The organism is Micromonospora sp. KC207 (assembly GCF_004348615.1).
Taxonomy (GTDB): domain Bacteria; phylum Actinomycetota; class Actinomycetes; order Mycobacteriales; family Micromonosporaceae; genus Micromonospora.
This window is the reverse complement of record NZ_SMKJ01000175.1, coordinates 1-15,134: the sequence shown is the minus strand read 5'-3', so window position 1 is coordinate 15,134 and position 15,134 is coordinate 1. Positions and strand designations below refer to the sequence as shown.

Genomic DNA, 15,134 nt, shown 5'->3' with positions numbered 1-15,134 from the left:
GGCCGAAAAGACCGGCGGTCGTATGCCAGATACAACGCCCCGACCCCCGACCCGATTCCACCGCCACGGTGACCCCGCCCACCGGACACCGTCTGACAAACCCGACACCCGCCCCGATCGGGGGGCGAGGCGACTCCAGCGGCGGCGAGTGTTCGGTGAGGTGGCCAGTGCGCCATGGCGATGGCTGATGCGGCGTCGGCGTGGCCACCGCTCGAACGGCGTCGCCTCCAGCCGGCAGGGTGGCGATCTGCGCGGCGTGGCGCTGCTGAACCACCTGCGGCGGCAGCAGTTCGGGCAGCACCTTGTAGATGGTGCTGCGCGAGACGCCGACGAGCTTGGCGAGCGCGCTGATCGACCGCTCCGGTTCGGCGAGCAACTGGCGGGCGTAGGCGACCTTCTCCGGGGTCATCGCCGATGGACGGCCCAGGCGCTGGCCGCGGGCGCGGGCGGCGGCCAGGCCCTCGTTGGTGTTGGCCACGATGATCGTGCGGATGAACTCGGCCAGGGCGGCGAAGACGTGGAAGACGAACATGTTGCCAGCGGTGGTGGTGTCCAGCTTCCCGTGCAGCGACAGGAACCCTGCTCCGCGTGCGCGGCCGGCTCATCGGCCTCCAGGCTGCGCCGGGGTGAGGTGCTGGGCCTGCGCCGGGAGGACGTCGACCTGGCCGCCGGGGAACTGGCGGTGGCCTACCAGCTCCAGCACATCCGCCGGCAGCTCCTGCACCGGGAGACCAAGACCGAGTCGTCGGCTGCGACCCTGCCCCTGCCCGCCATCTGCGCCACCGTGCTGCGCTCCCGCCGGGACGACCAGCAGCGGCACCGCGAGCACGCCGGGCGGGCCCGGCAGGACAACGGCCTGGTCTTCACCACCCGGCTCGGCACGCCGATCGAGCCGAGGTACTTCCACCGGGAGTTCAAGACCCGCTGCCGAAAGGCCGGCGTCCGGGAGATCTCCGTGCACACCACCCGGCGCACCTGCGCCTTCCTGCTCGTGGCCCTCGACGTGCACCCCCGGGTCACCATGCAGATCCTCCGGCACAGCCAGATCGCCGTGACCATGAACATCTACGGCGAGGCCACCTCGACAGCCACCCAAACCGCCCTCAAGCGCCTCGGCGAACAGTTCGACACCTGAGCGCCGTTGCTGTACTCCGTTGCCGTACAAGATCGAAAAAGACCGTCTCCGACTACCGGAAACGGCCTTTGAACTGGGTGGAGCTGAGGGGATTTGAACCCCTGACCCCCTCGATGCGAACGAGGTGCGCTACCGGTCTGCGCCACAGCCCCTCCACCGGCGAGCCGGCTTCGGTCCCACCCGGCTTTCATTGGGCGGGCCGGCGACAAGACTAACAGCACACCCGCCCGCCAAGCGAATCCACCCCGTCGACCCGGTTAGCGCCTGCCCACCGGCCTGGTTAGCGCCTGCCCAGGGGCCTGGTTAGCGCCCACCATGTCGGCGACGTGGTGGGGTCCGACGGGTCGGAATACCGCCATGTCGACGACATGGAGTCGACTAAGTCGAGCCGCCCCAGCCGGCGAGCGGCCGGTACGCGGGTCAAGCCGGAGTCGATCGAGCGAGCGGCGGTCAGGCCGAGTGGGAGGTGCGGCCCGACTGGTACGGGCGGCCCCGCAGTCCGCCCGTACGTCGGTAGGACACGGAACCGCCGCCGCTGGCCGCCGGCGGCAGGTCGGCGGGACGGTCCAGGCCCATCGCCGTGCGGCGTACCGCCTCGCGCTGGGCCGCCAGGCGGCGCTGGGCCTCCCGGCGGGCTGCCGCGCGGCGGGCCTGCTCCCGGCGCACCTCGGCCTGGCGGGCGGCCAGCCAGGCTGTCTCCCGGGCTTGGGCGCGCCGGCGGCGGCGCTCGGTCAGCGCCCGCTTACGCAGGTGCACCACGTACGTCAACAGGAGGGTAGCGGTCACCGAGAAGCCGATCCAGAAGCCGGGGCCGACCACGGCCACCCCGATCAGTTCGACGAAGTTGAGCAGCAGCAGCGCGGCGAGCACCCGCCGCCTGCGGTAGATCGCCGGGGTGTGCGGGCGGCGGCGAGGCGCGACCCGTCGACGGGACTTCGCGGCGGGCGGGACGGCACGCAGCCGGCCTCGCCGACGGGCCGGGGCGGCCGGGGCGGAGACGGGGGCGGAGAGACTGCCCGCACTCGCACCCTCACTCAGGGTGACGACAAGGTTGCGGGAAGGATTGACCGGCCGGCGACCAGGGACAGTGCGTCGCCGCCGGCGGCGCTGGAGCACCCGCGCCGTCGACTGCGCCCGCTCCGCCACCAGCCGCTCGGCGGCATCGTACCGGCGAACCAGCGCCGGCGCGAGGGCGAGCAGACCGGCGGCGGCGAGGACGGCGAGGAGCACCGAGGTCGGCACCCTCACCCCTCCCGTCACCGAGTTCGAGGCAACCGCCGTACGGCCGCAGGATCTTCGACGAACCCCGTTCCGGGCGGTCGATCATACGGTCACGCAGCGCTTGCCGCAGCTTGCAGTTACTTGAGGTTACGGGCCACCGACCACGTTGATTGTGCGCCGCGCCGATCAAGCGGGGGTGGGAGGGTTCACCCGCTGGTGGCGCGCAGCCGGTGCCAGCGTGCCAGCAGGCCGCCCTCGGCGGCCACTTCCTCGCTGGTCATGGCGTATCCGATGTGGTCGCGCCACGCACCGTCGATGTGCATGTAACGCACGTGGTACGACTCTTCGCGAAAGCCGAGCTTCTCCACCACCCGGCGGGACGGCTTGTTCTCCGGCCGGATGTTCACCTCGATCCGGTGCAGCCCGCCCGGACCGAACGCGTGGTCCACGGCGAGCGCCAGCGCGGTGGGGATGACCCCCTGCCCGGCGACCCGGGAGTCCACCCAGTACCCGGCGTACGCCGAACAGAACGCCCGCCGGACGATGCTGCCGATGTTCACGTGCCCGACCAGCCGCTCCCCGCCGTGCTCGCGCAGGCAGACCGCGAACGGCATCCCCTCGCCGGTGCGCGCCGAGCGGCGCTGGTCCTTGTGGACCCAACGGAACGCGGCCGGCGAGTTCAGCTCGTCCCAGCCGCCCGGTAGCGCCGACTCCCACGGGGCCAGCCAGGACCGGTTGGCGCGGCGCACCTCCGACCAGGCCGCCGCGTCCGAACGCCGGTACGGCCGCAGCAGCACCGGGCCGTCCGCGAGCACCACCGGCCAGCCCGGCGACCGCCCCGACCACAGAGCACTCACCGGACCTGCCTTCCGCTCGCGACTGCGGGGCTCGCAAGCTCACTCCTCGCGCTCACCGGCGCCGGTCCAGCAGGAGGACGTCCACGGTGGAGCCGGCGGCGGCCGTGGTCACCCGCTCGCCGAGCACCATCAGCCCGTTCGCCTCGGCCAGGCCGGACAGGGTGAACTTCCCGCCCGGCAGCGGCTGGACGGTGTAGCCCCCGCCACGCCGCTCGGCGACGTGCGCGGGGCGGAACTCGCGCAGCCCACCGGGCGAGGTGATGGTCTCCAGCAGGTGCGCGCGCACGCTCGGCCGGAACACGGGCTCGGCTCCGGCCAGCAGGTTGATGGCGGGCCGGGCCAGCACCTCGAAGCCGATCAACGCCGCGCCGGGCTCACCGGGAAGACAGACCACCGGCACCTCCTCGGCGCCGACCGTACCGAATCCGAGAGCGGTGCCGGGATAGAGGGCCACCTCTGTGAAGGTGACCGGACCGGCCCGGCCTCCCTCCCGGCGGGACAGGATGCGCCGCACCATGTCGCCCGGCCCGGTGCCGGTGCCGCCGGTCGTGATGATCAGGTCGGCGCGCAGGGTCTGGTCCTCCAGCAGACCGCGCAGCCCCTCCGGGTCGTCGTCGCAGATCCCCACCCGGTACGCCAGCGCGCCCACCTCGGCCGCGGCGGCGGTCAGGGCGTGCGAGTTCGCGTCCACCACCTGGCCGGGCTGGCTGCCCCGGCCCACGTCGACCAGCTCGTCGCCGGTGGCCACTATGACCACCCGGGGGCTGGGCCGCACCACCACGTGCCCGATGCCGGTGGCGGCGAAGACCGCGACCAGGGCCGGGGAGACGTACGTGCCGGCGCGGGCGAGCAGGGTGCCGGCCGGCAGTTCCTCACCGACGCGGCGCACCCCGTACCCCCGCTTGGGGGTGCGGAAGATTTCCACGGCGGCCATGCCCTGGTCGGTCCACTCGACGGGCACCACCACGTCGGCGGCGATCGGCAGCGGCGCGCCGGCGGCGACCGAGAAGCAGGCCCCCGGGGTGAGCCGGACCGGTCGCCAGCTCGCCGCGCCGAGGTCGCCGACCACGTTGAGCCGTACCGTGCGGGACCCGGACGGGCCGGAGCGGCCGGCGTACCCGCCCGCCGCCCGGCTCGCGCCGGAGAGATCCTCCCAGCGGGCCGCGTACCCGTCCACGGCCGCCTGGTCGAAGGCCGGGTAGGAGTGCGGCGCGACGACGTCCTCGGCGAGGACGTTGCCGTACGCCTGGGTGAGGTCGAGGTCGAGCGGAGGCAGCGCGCGTAACCTGCGCAGCACACTGCCCAGGTAGTCGGCGAGCGGCGTCAACTCGTTCGCGGCCGCCTCGGCGTCGGCCGTCGCGGTCATGTACTAGGACCGTCCGACCCGTCGCGCATCCCGTTGAGGATCGCCGCGGTGACGGTCTCGTCGCCGTTGTTGACGAACTCGGTGAGCCACTTGCGGAACTCCGCGCCGAGGTCCTCGCGCTCGCAGGCGATCTGCACCACCGTCTGGAGGTACCCCAGCGGCATGCCGGTGTCGTAACGGGTGCCCCGGTAGACGATCGCGTGCACCGGGACGCCCTCGGTGCGCAGCAGTTCCATCGCGTCGGTGAGCTGGATCTCGCCGCCGCTGCCCGGCTCGGTGCGGCGGATCGCGTCGAAGATCCGCCCCGGCAGCACGTACCGGCCGAGGACGGCGAGGTTGCTGGGGGCGTCCTCCGGCTTGGGCTTCTCGACCAAGCCGGTGACCTTCACGACCTCGCCGATGTCGGTCAGCTCCGGCTCGGCGGCCTCGACCGAGGCGATGCCGTAACGCTTCGTCTCGGCCGGGTCGACCTCGAAGAAGGCCAGCACGACGCCGCCGGTGCGGGCCTGAAGCTCCAGCATCGCCGGCAGCAGCGGCTCGGACGGCTTGACGAACTCGTCGCCGAGCAGCACCGCGAAGGGCTGGTCGCCGACGTGCGACTCGGCGTACCCGACGGCGTGGCCGAGGCCGAGCTGCTCCGGCTGCCGGCAGGTGTAGATCTCGGCCAGCTCGCTGGGGCCGCGCACTGCGGCCAGCCGCTCGGTGTCGCCCTTGGACTCCAGCCGGGCTTCCAGGTCGGGCCGGCGGTCGAAGTGGTCGACCATCGATGTCTTGCCACGCCCGGTGATCAGCAGCACGTCGCCGATACCGGCCTGGGTGGCCTCCTCGACGATGAACTGGAGGACGGGCCGGTCGACGACCGGCAGTAGCTCCTTGGGCACCGCCTTGGTGGCCGGCAGGAACCGGGTGGCCAGGCCGGCGGCCGGGATGACTGCCTTGACCGCGCGGGAACGACCGGTTGCGGTGGCCGTTGAGGGGTTCGCTGAGTGCTCCGACATGTCGCGAGACTATCGGCCACGGCCATGCTGCGACGGGTGAGGACCGGAAGACGCGCCGCCCGGCCCGGACCGCGCCGCCGGCGCGTCCGACCACCCGGCGTCCAGGTCGGCCGGGTGGTCGGCCACCCCGGCCCGGTGCGGGGCGTCCGGCGGGCCGATCGGAGCACCCGCCCGGGGCAGCCCGTCGGCGGGGCTGACCGAACCGGCCGGCACGGCCAGTTCCTCCACCGGGGGCCAGGGCCGGGCCTCGGCCAACCGCCAGGTGTCGCGACCGGCCGCCTTCGCCGCGTACAGGGCGTCGTCGGCCGCGTCGAGGACCTGCTGGCCGGTGGAGGCGTGATCCGGGTACACGGCGATGCCGACGGAGACGGTCACCCGGATCCGCACCCCGCCGTGGGTGCCCACCGGGATGGGGGCGTCCCGGGTCGCCGCGCCGAGCCGCTCGGCCACGATGGCCGCGCCCCGCGCGTCGGTCTCCGGCAGCAGCACCACGAACTCCTCTCCACCCTGGCGGAAGGCCAGGTCCACCTCGCGGATCTCGCCCCGCACCCGGCGGGCGAACTCGGCGAGCACGGCGTCCCCGGCAGCGTGCCCCCAGGTGTCGTTGACCTCCTTGAACCGGTCCAGGTCCAGGGCGAGGACGCTCAGCATCCGGCCGAACCGGCTGGCCCGCTCCACCTCTCGACGGATCGACTCGCGCAGGTAGCGGTAGTTCCACAGCCCGGTCAGCGGGTCGGTCAGCGACAGCCGCTGGGCCTCCTCGTGCACCCGCACGTTGTCCACCGCCACCGCCGCGTGCCCGGCGAAGGTCCGCAGGGTGTCCAGGTCGTCGTCGTCGAACTCGTCCCCGCCGGGCCGGTCGTAGAGGACCAGCACGCCGAGCGCCGCCGCCGGCCCGTCGGGTACGCCCTGGTCCGCGCCGGGCCGGGCGGCCGGGTCGGCCGGGCCGCCGGGGGTGGCGAAGGGCACCGCGACGTACGTCTCGCAGCGCGGCTCACCGATCGGGTCCGTCTCCGGGTCGGCCCGCCCCCGGCGCGGTTGACCGGTCGCCGCCACCGCGCCGACGATCCCGCCGCCGACCGGCACCCGCAGGCCGGTCGCGCCGGTGGCCTCCGGTTCCGCCCCGGCGTCGGGCGACCAACGCCCGTCGAGTCCCTCGGCGCACTGGCCGACCAGCACACCGCCGTCGACCAGCAGCACCGCCCCGGCTCGGGCCCCGGTGGCGGCGATCGCGCTGTGCAGGATGACCCGCAGGATGCGTTGCAGGTCGTGGGTGCTGGCCAGGGTGTCTCCGAGCACGGCGAGGTGACCACGCAGTTGGTCCCGGCTGCTGGTGAGCGCCTGCACGTAGATGCCGGTCTCGCGGGTCATCCGGTTGAACGCGCCGGCCAGCCGGCCCAGCTCGTCGCGGCTGCGCACCGGCACCCGGGTGCCGAGGTCGCCGTGGGTTACCCGGTCCGCCGCGCCGGCCAGCTCCACCAGTGGGCGCGTGGTGACCCGGGCCAGCCGCCACGCGGCGGCCACCGCCAGCAGCCCGGCCAGCACCACCGCGCCGACCAGCGCCGCGTACAGGTCGGGGGGCTGTTCGCTGGGGACGGAGAGCACCAGCGGCAGGGGCTGGCCCGGCCCGGGAAGGACCCGACGGACGTACCGACCGTCGCCGGTACCGGTGACCCGGTCGCCGGCGGCCCGGCGCGCGGCGGCGAGCACCCCGTCGCGTACGGCCGGGGCCTCGGTGGTGTGCGCGACCCCGACGGGCCCGGGCGCGTCGTCGAGGAGGGTGACCGCGACGCCGGTGACCGCCGCCAGGCGGGCGACGAAACCCGGGTCGACCGGCTGGGCGGCGGCGACCGTGCCGAGGTCCCCGCCGGCCCGGTCACGCAGCACCACACGGGCGGCGAGCGCCCCGACCGGGCCGGTGGCCGAAGCGGCGGCGCAGTCGCGCCAGGGCTGGGCGGGGGCGCCCGGGGTGGCGTACGCCGGGACGCCGGACACGTCGGTGACCAGCACCGCGGCGGCGAGGCCCCGGCTGACCACCTGCCCGGCGGTGCCCGCCCGCCCCGCCGCGTCGGGGGCCAGGGCGACCGCGTCGGCCGCCGCGCGCAACTGCTGGCAGAGGGCGTCGACCGAGGTGCGCACCGTCGCGACGGCCAGGCCGAGCCGCTCGGCCGCGCGGTTGCGGTCCACGGCCGTCATGGTCAGGCCGACGAAGAACGCCCCGAGCAGGACCGGGCCGAGCACCACCGTGAGGAAGGCCGCCGTCAACCGCCCGCGTAGCGTCAACGCTCCCCCCGGAAGTTCCGCGCCCGATGTAGCGATGCTGACACAGTGCGACCGTGAGACAAACGTTGCGTCAGGAGTGTTGCGTGCCAGATTTTTCTGATGGAGCGGAAGTTGCCCATGAGGCGAAGCGGAGCGCGCGGGTGGATCTGCTCGCCCACCGTCGCGCGCTGCCCATCCCGGCGCGCGCGCAGGCTGCGGCGCGCGTGCAGGCCGCACTGGCCGGTCTGGTACGCCGGCTGCGCCCGGCCCGGGTGACCGGGTACGTGCCGGTCGGCTCCGAGCCGGGCGGCCCGGAGCTGCCGGAGGTGCTGCGCATGGCGCTGCCGCCGGGCGGCGAACTGCTGCTGCCGGTGCTCCGCGACGACCTCGACCTGGAGTGGGCCGCGTACACCGGGCCGGGCTGCCTGATCGCGGCCGGCCGGGGCCTGCGGGAGCCGACCGGGCCCCGGCTCGGCCGGGCGGCGATCGCCGACGCGCGGCTGGTGGTGGTGCCGGCCCTGGCGGTGGACCGGCTCGGGCGGCGGCTGGGGCGCGGCGGAGGCAGCTACGACCGGGCGCTGGCCCGAGTAGCCGACAGTGCCCTGACGGTGGCCCTGCTGCACGACGGAGAGCTGGTCGAACACCTCCCCGCCGAGCCGCACGACCGGCCCGTCCGCGCGGTGGTCACTCCCTCCGACGGGCTGCGTACGCTGACGGGCGGCGCCGTGTCGGTCCCGGCACTACCGCTGGACGAACCCGGGTCCGATGACGCACCATTGGCACTCGAATGAGTCGAGTGCCAACCGGCCGTGCCAGATCCGGAGGAGAACGTGCCCACGTACCAGTACGCCTGCACCGCGTGCGGCCAGCAACTCGAGGCGGTGCAGTCTTTCTCTGACGAGCCGTTGACCGAGTGCCCGGCGTGTGCGGGGCGGCTGCGCAAGGTTTTCAACTCCGTCGGCATCGTCTTCAAGGGCTCGGGCTTCTACCGCACCGACTCCCGCTCCGGCTCGGACGCCGCCAAGAACGGCTCCGCCGAGCCGGCCACGTCCGACTCGTCCACCGGCGGCGGCTCCGGCTCGTCGAACGGATCCGGCGGCGCGAGCGGCGGTTCCTCGACACCGTCGGGGTCGTCCTCGGGGTCGTCGGGGTCGTCGGGTGGCTCGGGGGCGTCCTCCTCGGGCGGCGCGGCGAAGACGCCGGCAGCCAGCGGTTCCAGCACCTCCTGACCGAAGCGCCCTAGCAGATCACCGGGCCGGATGGGGGTTGTCCACAGCCGGCCCCGTTGTCCACAGGTCCCGCCCCGGCCCGGGCGGGGCCGCCCCCGTTCGGCCTAACGTGCTGCTCCCGACGCCATGGTGGCGCCGGGACGGGGCAGGAGGGCCGGATGGGCAACGCCGGTGCGGGCACGGGATCACTGCGGCCGGTGCGCCGGCCACGGTTGCCGGGGCCCGCGACACTGCTGCGCGCCGTGCTGGTCGCCGCCCTGCTCGGGCTCGCCGCGGCGGTCCTCCAGACGCCGTCCGGCTGCCCGTCGCCGGCCGGCTCCCGATCTCCGGGCCCCGCCGATGCGCCCGCCGGGGCGGCTCCCGGTTCCGCCGCGCCACCGTCCGCCCTGCCACTGCCCGACGGGGCCGTCGGGGTGCCGATCCGGCTGGCTGAGCCAGCCGCGCTCGCGGTCGTCCGCCCGGGGGCCCGGGTCGACCTGCTCGCCGTGCCGGCCGGCGGTCCGGCCGCCGAGGCCGACCTGCTGGCGCCCCGCGCGCTGGTGCTCGACGTGGTCGGGGCCGGCACGACGGACGGCTCCTCGGCCCTGTACCTGGCGCTGCGGCCGGAGCAGGCGCAGCGCGCCGTCGGGCTCCCGGAGGGCAGCCGCTTCGCGATCGTGGTCCGAGGGTGAACGGCGGGCGGTCACGGCCGCGCAACCGGCGTCGCGGCTCCCGGTCACGGCCGCGCAGCCAGCGTCGCGGCTCCCGGGTCGCCGGCGGGCGGCGGTCAGGCCCAGTGTGGCGGGCGCTCGGCGAGCAGCCAATCGTCGTTGCCGCCGGACGTCTCGCCCCAGCCCCGGTCCGTGTCGTCGGCCGTCTGCTCGGGCAGCACCACGAAGTCCTCGCTCAGGTCGACGGCGCGGTCGTCGTCGCCGCGCGCCTGCGCCACCGGGTCGATGCTCACGAGCGGCAAGACTACCCGGGACCCGGCCCGCGTCCGACCGGCCACGCGGCCGAAGGGTTGGTAGCGTCGGTCGGCGTGACCACGCCCAGCGGTGACCGCCCCGAGGACGACTACTGGCGTCGCCCGCCGGACCAGACCGGCGACGGTGCGCCCGGCGACCCGGCGCCCCCGGGCCCACCGGCCCCCGGCGCGGCCGGCACCGACCCGGCGGCGAGATACGACGGGCCGCCGCCCACCACCCTGCCGCCGCCCGGCTGGCGTCCCCCGCTGCACGTGCGGGCGGCACCGCCCCGCCAGTTACCGCCGCAGGACATGGCGGGGCTGGACGCCGTCGAGCAGCGGGCCCAGCACGTCACCTGGGGCGTCGGCGCGATCGCCGGAGTGGTGTTGCTGGCCCTGCTCTGCCTGCTGTGCTCCCGGGCGTTCTTCTGACCGGGCCCCGGGCGGGGCGGCTCAGAGCACCCGACCCCAGGCCGCCTGCGCACCGGAGTCGCCGGTGAGGAAGACGTAGACCAGCGAGGCCACGCCCAGCGCGACCACGACCACCGTCAGCAGCAGGGGCAGCCAGGACGGCAGGCGGGACGGCCGGTCGTCGCGGGTCACCAGCAGCAGGGCGATGGCGGCCACGGCGAGCCCCACGGTGAACCAGAGCAGCGTCTCGGCGTACTCGGCGTGCTCGTGGATCTGCGCGAGCAGGGCCGGGTCGAAGCCCTTCTCCTGGAACGCCTCCTCCAGGGCCTCGCCCGTCTCGGTCGACACCCAGGTGACGATCGGGGTCAGCACCGCGAGGCCGACCACCGCCCAGCCCAGCCGGGGACGCCACCTCGGCACCAGCCCGTACGCGCTGGCCAGCAGCGCCAGCAGCGGCACGAACACCACCGCCGCATGGATCACCAGAATGTGACTCGGCAACCCGTTGATCTCCCTGAACACCGACACCTCCGCAGTGGACGCGATCCCCGCGGCCGCCAGCGTACGCCGGGGTCAACCGCAGCGGCCGCCCTGACGATCATCGGGTGACCCGGTGGGCCCACCCGGCCGCTCCTGTCGGAGGGCGCACCGGGTGGCCCGTGGCTGTGGCCCGGGCCACCCAGGTCATGAGCTCGCTTGTCGGCCGGTGACCCCCGTGCTGTCATTGGTCTCATGTCCAGTGGCGAGGAACTGCTCCGGTCGAGGGGCCTGCGGGTCACCCGACCGCGCCTCGCCGTGCTGGACGTCCTCGCCGCCGGCGGCCACCTGGAGGTCGACGAGATCACCCGGCGGGTGCGGGAACGCCTCGACTCCGTCTCCACCCAGGCCGTGTACGACGTTCTCGGCGCGCTGTCCCGGGCCGGGCTGTCCCGCCGGATCGAGCCGGCCGGCAGTCCCGCCCGGTACGAGGCGCGGGCCGGCGACAACCACCACCACGTCGTCTGCCGGGGCTGCGGCGAGATCGCCGACATCGACTGCGCGGTGGGCGAGAAGCCCTGCCTCGACCCGAACATCGCCCACGGCTTCGAGGTGGACGAGGCGGAGGTCACCTTCTGGGGGCTCTGCCCCACCTGCCAGGCCCGCCGCCGCGCCGACGCCTGACACCGGTGCCCCGGCCCGCCCGGGCACGCGGCCGGGTATGGCACCCTTGATCGGGTGGACTCCGATGACCTCGGCCTGTTCGGTCCGGGATCGGTCACGTGGAAGGTGCACGAGGAGCCGATCCTGATCGTCGCCGGCCTGCGCTCGCTCTACCTCCAGGCGCTGCACCCCCGGGCCATGGCCGGGGTGGCCCAGAACAGCAACTACCGCACCGACGCGTGGGGCCGGCTGGTCCGGACCGCCACCTACGTCGCCACCACCATCTACGGCACCACCGCCGAGGCCGAGGCGGCCGGGGCCCGGCTGCGCCGGCTGCACGGCCGGATGCGGGCCACCGACCCCGACACCGGGGAGGAGTTCCGGATCGACGAGCCGGAGCTGCTGCGCTGGGTGCACGTCACCGAGATCGAGTCGTTCCTCAGCACCGCCCGCCGGGCCGGGCTACCGCTGACCGACGCCGAGGTCGACGGCTACTACACCGAGCAGCGCCGGGCGGCAGCCCTGGTCGGGCTGGACCCGGCGGACGTGCCGGGCACGGCGACCGAGGTCGCGGAGTACTACCGGCAGGTTCGGCCGGACCTGCGGATCACCCGGGAGGCGGCGGAGACGGCCGTCTTCCTCACCGCCCCGCCCCTGCCGTGGAAGCTCAACCTCCCGGCCCGGGTCGGGTTGAACCTCGGGCCGGCCCGGCTGGCGTACTTCGGCGTCGCCGGCACGGCGTTCGCGCTGCTGCCGCCCTGGGCGCGCCGGTTGTACGGCGGTCTGGGGCTGCCGACCACCGAACTGTCGGCCGACCTCACCGTCCGCGCCCTGCGGCTCGCCCTGGCGGCCCTGCCCCGCCGCTGGCGGGAAGGCCCGTTGCAGCAGGCGGCGAAGGAACGGGCCGCCCGCGTGGCCCTGCGCTGACCCGGCCCTGCCAGCAGGCGGCGGGCGAATCAGTCTCGGCGCTCCATCGCCGCCCAGGGGTCCTTGCCCGGGGTCTGCGACCCCGTCGGGCAGGCACGGCGGTAGTCGCACCAGCCGCAGCGGGGCCCGGCCTCGGCCGGGAAGGCGTCGTCCGGATCCGCGCCGTCGGCGACGGCCCGCTCGGCGGCCATGATGTCCCGCGCGGTCTCCTCGGCGCGGGTGACCTGCCGGGCCAGCGACTCGGCGGTGTGCTCGTGCGCCGCGACCGTGCCGGTGGGCAGGTGGTGCAGCTCCACCCGGCGACACGGCCGGCGAAACACCCGCTCGGCGGCGTACGCGTACAGGGCCAGCGCCTGCGAGCCGCGCGCGTCGTCGGCGTCCAGCCCCGCGCGGCCGGTCTTGTAGTCGACGATGACCAACTCCGGGCCGCTCGTGCCGGGGCGGGAGTCGATCCGGTCGGCGCGCCCGTTGAACGCCAGCACCGCCGTCTTGACCGCCACCACCCGCTCGACCCCGACCGGGTCGGCCTGCGGATCAAGCGCATCGACGTAGGACTCCAGCCAGGCCAGTGCCCGCCGGTACGCGTCGCGCTCCTGCTCGTCGTCGCGGAACCCGTCGCGGACCCAGGTTCCCCTGAGCAGCCCGGCCAGCGCCTCCGGGCGGCGGCGGTCGGCGGGCAGGGCGTACCAGTTCTTCAGGGCGTTGTGCACGCTCGCGCCAAGCGAGTTGTGGGCCCACGGCGGGCCCTTCGGCGGCGCGGGCCGATCCACGTACGAGTAGCGGTAGCGGCGGGGGCAGTCCGCGTACGCGCCGAGCTTGCTGGGGGTGCACACGAACAACCGCTCCGGCATGCCGTCGAAGCCGAGCTGCTCGGGCTGGGCGGACTGGCGGGACGGGGTGGACTGGCCGGCGCGGGGCCGCGGGGCCCGGCCCGCCCCGGCGGCGGGTCGACCGGCGGGGCGGCCGGATGAGGAGGCTGGCACCCTGCGATCCTGCCACCCGGGTGCGACGGTCCGGCCGACCCGGTCGGCGGGTCGCGCCACCGGGTCAGGTCGTGCTCGCGCCGCCAGGTGAGCCGTGCTCGCGCTCCGGGTCAGGTCGTGCTCGTGTACTGGGTGACGAAGGCCGCGATGGCGTCGGCGATGAGCTGCACGGCGATCGCGGCGAGCAGCAGGCCGGCGATCCGGGTGAGCACCTCGATCCCACCGGGGCGCAGGATCTTGACGATCCCGCCGGAGAAGCGCAGGACGACCCAGACGGTCAGCATCACCGCCACGATGGCCGCCGCGATGGCGCCATAGTCGACCACCCGGTCGGCCTGCTGGACGAAGAGCATGGTCGCCACGATGGCGCCCGGCCCGGCCAGCAGCGGGGTGCCCAGCGGCACCAGGGCGATGTTGGAGGTGGCCTGCTGGGTGGGGTCATCGGCCTTGCCGGTCAGCAACTCCAGGGCGACGAGGATAAGCAGCAGGCCGCCGGCCGCCTGGAGCGCCGGCAGGTCGACGTGCAGGTAGGCGAGCAGGGTCCGCCCGGCCACGGCGAAGACCACGATCACCCCGAGCGCCAGGGCCACCGCCTGCCAGGCCGCCCGGTTGCGGTCCCGGGCGGGCAGGGGGCCGGTCAGCGCGAGGAAGATCGGCATCATGCCCGGCGGGTCGACGATGACCAGCAGGGTCACGAAGACCTCACCGAAGAGCTTCAGATCCACCCGGACACGGTAGCCGCGCAGGTGGAGGCGGATCAGGCCGAAGCGACGGGGGTCACGCCGGTGGCCTCGGCCACGATCCGCCCGTACGCCTCGGGCGACGTGGTGAACGCGCCCAGCCGGACGGTCTTGTGCGTGCCGTGGAAGTCCGACGAACCGGTAACGAGAAGGCCCAGTTCGGCGGCGAGCGCCCGGACGTGCGCCCGCTCGGCCGCAGAGTGGTCCTCGTGGTCGGCCTCCAGGCCGACGAGCCCCGCCGCCGCCAGCTCGACGATCAGCTCGTCGGGCACGACCCGGCCCCGCCGACTCGCCTTCGGATGGGCGAAGACCGGTACGCCGCCGGCGGCCCGAACCAGCCGAACCGCCCGAAACACGTCGATGTCGTCCTTGGGCAGCCGGTACCGCCGGCCCAGCCACTGCGGCCCGAACGCCTCGGTGGTGGTAGCCACCAGCCCGGCGCGGATCAACGCCTGGGCGATGTGCGGGCGGCCCACCGTCCCACCGCCCGCTCCAACCAGGATCTCCGGCCAGCTCAGCTCGACGCCGTCGGCGCGCAGCAGCGCGACGATCCGCTCCCCGCGCACCTCGCGGGCGGCCCGCACCCGGGCCAGTTCCGCGCCCAGCTCCGGCTCCTCCGGGTCGAAGAGGTACGCGAGCAGGTGCAGCGCCACCGGCGGGTCGGCGCCGTGCCAGCGGCAGGAGATCTCCGCGCCGCGCACCAGGGTAAGGCCCGGGGGCAGCGCGGCCACGGCGGACGCCCACCCGGCCGTGGTGTCGTGGTCGGTGATCGCCAGCACGTCCAGGCCGGCGTCGGCGGCGGCCCGGACCAGCTCGGCCGGGGTGAGGGTGCCGTCGCTGGCCGTCGAGTGGGCGTGCAGGTCGATCCGGGTGGCGGCCTGTCTCTTATACACAGCTTACTCTGCCGAAAAGTTAGAAGCTT

At 74.8% G+C, this 15,134-nt stretch carries 18 protein-coding genes, 1 tRNA gene and 1 pseudogene; 7 read left to right on the top strand and 13 right to left on the bottom strand.

Annotation, left to right across the window (positions count from 1 at the left end; genetic code table 11):
• On the bottom strand, positions 1 to 556 hold a 556-nt coding region (locus tag E1258_RS35055), incomplete at its 3' end, for a helix-turn-helix domain-containing protein (RefSeq protein WP_305847273.1).
• A 6-nt stretch (positions 557 to 562) separates the two neighbouring features.
• Between E1258_RS35055 and E1258_RS20865 the strand changes: the two genes are divergently transcribed.
• On the top strand, positions 563 to 1,135 hold the full coding sequence (locus tag E1258_RS20865) for a tyrosine-type recombinase/integrase (RefSeq protein ID WP_243715594.1): 573 nt from the start codon (positions 563 to 565) through the stop codon (positions 1,133 to 1,135).
• Positions 1,136 to 1,213: 78 nt separating this feature from the next.
• Here E1258_RS20865 and E1258_RS20860 read toward each other — a convergent pair.
• From E1258_RS20860 to E1258_RS20835, 6 genes are all read right to left on the bottom strand, one after another.
• Positions 1,214 to 1,287: transfer RNA gene (locus E1258_RS20860), tRNA-Ala, on the bottom strand.
• A gap of 298 nt (positions 1,288 to 1,585) precedes the next feature.
• The gene (locus E1258_RS20855) at positions 1,586 to 2,383 is read right to left on the bottom strand and encodes a hypothetical protein (protein ID WP_207919647.1); all 798 of its coding nucleotides are present in this window, start codon (positions 2,381 to 2,383) and stop codon (positions 1,586 to 1,588) included.
• Between the two features lie 179 nt (positions 2,384 to 2,562).
• Positions 2,563 to 3,171 carry a GNAT family N-acetyltransferase gene (locus tag E1258_RS20850; protein WP_050778203.1) on the bottom strand — a complete coding sequence of 203 codons (609 nt, stop codon included), beginning with the start codon at positions 3,169 to 3,171 and terminating at the stop codon, positions 2,563 to 2,565.
• 94 nt (positions 3,172 to 3,265) lie between these two features.
• Positions 3,266 to 4,579 (bottom strand): gephyrin-like molybdotransferase Glp, encoded by a 1,314-nt coding sequence (gene glp / locus E1258_RS20845; RefSeq protein ID WP_132403926.1) that lies wholly within the window; start codon positions 4,577 to 4,579, stop codon positions 3,266 to 3,268.
• Complete coding sequence (locus tag E1258_RS20840) at positions 4,576 to 5,577, bottom strand: UTP--glucose-1-phosphate uridylyltransferase (protein WP_132403923.1); 1,002 nt, start codon at positions 5,575 to 5,577, stop codon at positions 4,576 to 4,578. Before E1258_RS20840 ends, glp begins: the two co-directional genes overlap by 4 nt.
• A 9-nt stretch (positions 5,578 to 5,586) precedes the next feature.
• Positions 5,587 to 7,860, bottom strand: coding sequence for a GGDEF domain-containing protein (locus tag E1258_RS20835; RefSeq protein ID WP_207919646.1), 2,274 nt, complete (start codon positions 7,858 to 7,860; stop codon positions 5,587 to 5,589).
• A gap of 83 nt (positions 7,861 to 7,943) precedes the next feature.
• Between E1258_RS20835 and E1258_RS20830 the strand changes: the two genes are divergently transcribed.
• Positions 7,944 to 8,630 (top strand): 5-formyltetrahydrofolate cyclo-ligase, encoded by a 687-nt coding sequence (locus E1258_RS20830; protein ID WP_243715593.1) that lies wholly within the window; start codon positions 7,944 to 7,946, stop codon positions 8,628 to 8,630.
• An 18-nt stretch (positions 8,631 to 8,648) separates the two neighbouring features.
• Positions 8,649 to 8,762: pseudogene (locus tag E1258_RS35475) on the top strand (FmdB family zinc ribbon protein); the annotation flags it as partial.
• A 62-nt stretch (positions 8,763 to 8,824) separates the two neighbouring features.
• Here the strand turns inward: E1258_RS35475 and E1258_RS35045 are convergent.
• Complete coding sequence (locus E1258_RS35045; RefSeq protein WP_243715596.1) at positions 8,825 to 9,061, bottom strand: hypothetical protein; 237 nt, start codon at positions 9,059 to 9,061, stop codon at positions 8,825 to 8,827.
• Positions 9,062 to 9,226: 165 nt separating this feature from the next.
• On the opposite strand from E1258_RS35045, the gene E1258_RS20820 reads away from it, so the two are divergent.
• Positions 9,227 to 9,739 carry a flagellar biosynthesis protein FlgA gene (locus tag E1258_RS20820; protein ID WP_132403918.1) on the top strand — a complete coding sequence of 171 codons (513 nt, stop codon included), beginning with the start codon at positions 9,227 to 9,229 and terminating at the stop codon, positions 9,737 to 9,739.
• Between the two features lie 95 nt (positions 9,740 to 9,834).
• Here the strand turns inward: E1258_RS20820 and E1258_RS33500 are convergent, their stop codons facing one another.
• Entirely contained in the window at positions 9,835 to 10,020 is a 186-nt protein-coding gene (locus E1258_RS33500) for a hypothetical protein (protein ID WP_036377433.1), read from the bottom strand.
• A gap of 66 nt (positions 10,021 to 10,086) precedes the next feature.
• Between E1258_RS33500 and E1258_RS20815 the strand changes: the two genes are divergently transcribed.
• Positions 10,087 to 10,443 carry a hypothetical protein gene (locus tag E1258_RS20815; protein WP_132403915.1) on the top strand — a complete coding sequence of 119 codons (357 nt, stop codon included), beginning with the start codon at positions 10,087 to 10,089 and terminating at the stop codon, positions 10,441 to 10,443.
• Positions 10,444 to 10,464: 21 nt separating this feature from the next.
• On the opposite strand, the gene E1258_RS20810 is transcribed toward E1258_RS20815, so the two are convergent.
• Positions 10,465 to 10,944, bottom strand: coding sequence for a DUF2231 domain-containing protein (locus E1258_RS20810; protein WP_132403938.1), 480 nt, complete (start codon positions 10,942 to 10,944; stop codon positions 10,465 to 10,467).
• Positions 10,945 to 11,154: 210 nt separating this feature from the next.
• On the opposite strand from E1258_RS20810, the gene E1258_RS20805 reads away from it, so the two are divergent.
• The gene (locus E1258_RS20805) at positions 11,155 to 11,583 is read left to right on the top strand and encodes a Fur family transcriptional regulator (RefSeq protein ID WP_132403912.1); all 429 of its coding nucleotides are present in this window, start codon (positions 11,155 to 11,157) and stop codon (positions 11,581 to 11,583) included.
• A 54-nt stretch (positions 11,584 to 11,637) separates the two neighbouring features.
• Positions 11,638 to 12,489 carry an oxygenase MpaB family protein gene (locus tag E1258_RS20800; RefSeq protein WP_007074439.1) on the top strand — a complete coding sequence of 284 codons (852 nt, stop codon included), beginning with the start codon at positions 11,638 to 11,640 and terminating at the stop codon, positions 12,487 to 12,489.
• Between the two features lie 29 nt (positions 12,490 to 12,518).
• On the opposite strand, the gene E1258_RS20795 is transcribed toward E1258_RS20800, so the two are convergent.
• From E1258_RS20795 to E1258_RS20785, 3 genes are all read right to left on the bottom strand, one after another.
• Complete coding sequence (locus tag E1258_RS20795) at positions 12,519 to 13,340, bottom strand: PD-(D/E)XK nuclease family protein (RefSeq protein ID WP_132403935.1); 822 nt, start codon at positions 13,338 to 13,340, stop codon at positions 12,519 to 12,521.
• 242 nt (positions 13,341 to 13,582) lie between these two features.
• A complete protein-coding gene (locus tag E1258_RS20790) occupies positions 13,583 to 14,197 on the bottom strand; it encodes a MarC family protein (RefSeq protein WP_007074437.1) in 615 nt (204 codons plus the stop codon).
• Positions 14,198 to 14,229: 32 nt separating this feature from the next.
• Positions 14,230 to 15,105 carry a PHP domain-containing protein gene (locus E1258_RS20785; RefSeq protein ID WP_132403909.1) on the bottom strand — a complete coding sequence of 292 codons (876 nt, stop codon included), beginning with the start codon at positions 15,103 to 15,105 and terminating at the stop codon, positions 14,230 to 14,232.
• Between the last annotated feature and the right edge of the window lie 29 nt (positions 15,106 to 15,134).